We start from the raw sequence: 1,587 nt of genomic DNA on the forward strand, positions 1-1,587 counted from the left end.
GACGATGCGCTCGAGGTGCTCGACGAGGTGGTTCGAGACGCCGATGCTCTTGGCCTGCCCCGCGTCGCGGATCTCGATGAGCTTCTGCCAGGCGTTGACGTAGTTGCCGTTCGCCGGCGCCGGCCAATGCGTCAGGTACAGGTCCACGTAGTCGAGGCCGAGCTTGTCGAGGCTCTCGGCGATCGCGGCCTTGGGCTCGTCGCCCGCCTGGCGGTCGTTCCAGAGCTTCGTCGTGATGAACAGCTCGTCGCGCGGGATGCCGCTCTTGGCGATCGCGGCGCCCACGCCCTCCTCGTTCTTGTAGATGGCGGCGGTGTCGATGTGGCGGTAGCCCGCCTCGAGCGCCTCGCTGACGGCCTTCTCGGCCTCGGCCGGCGGCACCAGGAAGACGCCGAAGCCGAGCTGCGGGATCTCGAAACCGGAGTTGAGCGTGATGGAGGGTACGGTCATGCTCTCCACCCTATGAGGGGATCCGCCCTCCGGGTCCGGGCTTGACGGATCCGCTCCAGCCGGTCACGCGAAGACGCGGTCGATCGTCGAGACGCGGGCGAAGAGGCGATCGAACACCGTCATGCGGTCGAACTGGAGCGCGTGCTCGCGCGCGCGCTCCTCCCACTCGGCGCGCTCGGCGCGGTCCATCGCGAGCGCACGGTCGATGCTCGCGGCGATCTGCTCCGGCGCATCCACGTCGATGATCAGTGCGGTGTCTCCGACGGCCTCGCCCACGCCGCCCGTGAGCGTCGTGATCGCGGGCCCGCCGCCGGACAGCGCCTTCTCCGCCAGCGCGATGCCGAACGTCTCGATGAACTCGGGGCGCGGCTTGGTCGGCAGGACGTACGCTGCGGCACCCGCGAACAGGAACGGCTTCTCGGCGTCGTCGACGTCGGTCAGGAACCGGATGCGCTCGGCGGCGGGCGAGGCCGCCGCGATGGCGCGCAGCTCCTGCTCCTCCGGGCCTCGGCCGGCGATGATCAGCTGCCTGTCCGCGGCGGCCTCGGACGCCGCGAAACCCGCGATCAGATCTTCGACGCCCTTGGCGCGCGCGAGGCGGGACAGGTAGAACACATACCCGTCGCGCTCGAGCCCGCGCGCCTGCAGGTGCCGGTCGATGTCGACCGGGTGGAGGTCGAGGAACAGCGAAGCGTCGATCGCGGGATACGAGATCGCGATCTTCTCGGCGCAGCGCTCGGCGTAGCGGGTGCCGTGCGTCGCGTCGAGCAGCGCGGCCTCCTCGACAATCAGGTCCTTCGTGTACTGCGACACCGCGACGCACACGTCGCTCGCGAGGTACGACTCGAGCACGTGCGCCGCGGCACCGAAGCGCCCGTCCGTGACGCACTGGCGCACGACGTTCGTGACGTCCGACCCGACGGCCTCCGCGATCGTGACGACGTTGACCGGCAGGCCCGTTCTGCGCGCGACCTCCACCGCGTCGGTGACGGCGGTCGTGTGCGGGCTGAGGTAGAGCGACATCGCGACGGTCGGCACGCCGTCGGTGAACAGCTCGACGAGCCGCCCGACGAGACCCTGGATGTACCGCCCGTCCACGACCTTGTAATCGCCCACCGGTTCGGGACGCTCGACCGT

General features: G+C 70.0%; 2 protein-coding genes. Both read right to left on the reverse strand.

The features are described from left to right. Nucleotides 1-450: aldo/keto reductase (locus tag RIF89_RS14885; RefSeq protein WP_309069847.1), on the reverse strand; the 450-nt coding region annotated here is incomplete at its 3' end. A 63-nt stretch (nucleotides 451-513) separates the two neighbouring features. After that, the coding region (locus RIF89_RS14890; RefSeq protein WP_309069848.1) for a glycosyltransferase at nucleotides 514-1,587 on the reverse strand (1,074 nt) is incomplete at its 5' end.

The sequence above is a fragment of the Microbacterium sp. genome (assembly GCF_031178525.1).
GTDB lineage: Bacteria > Actinomycetota > Actinomycetes > Actinomycetales > Microbacteriaceae > Microbacterium.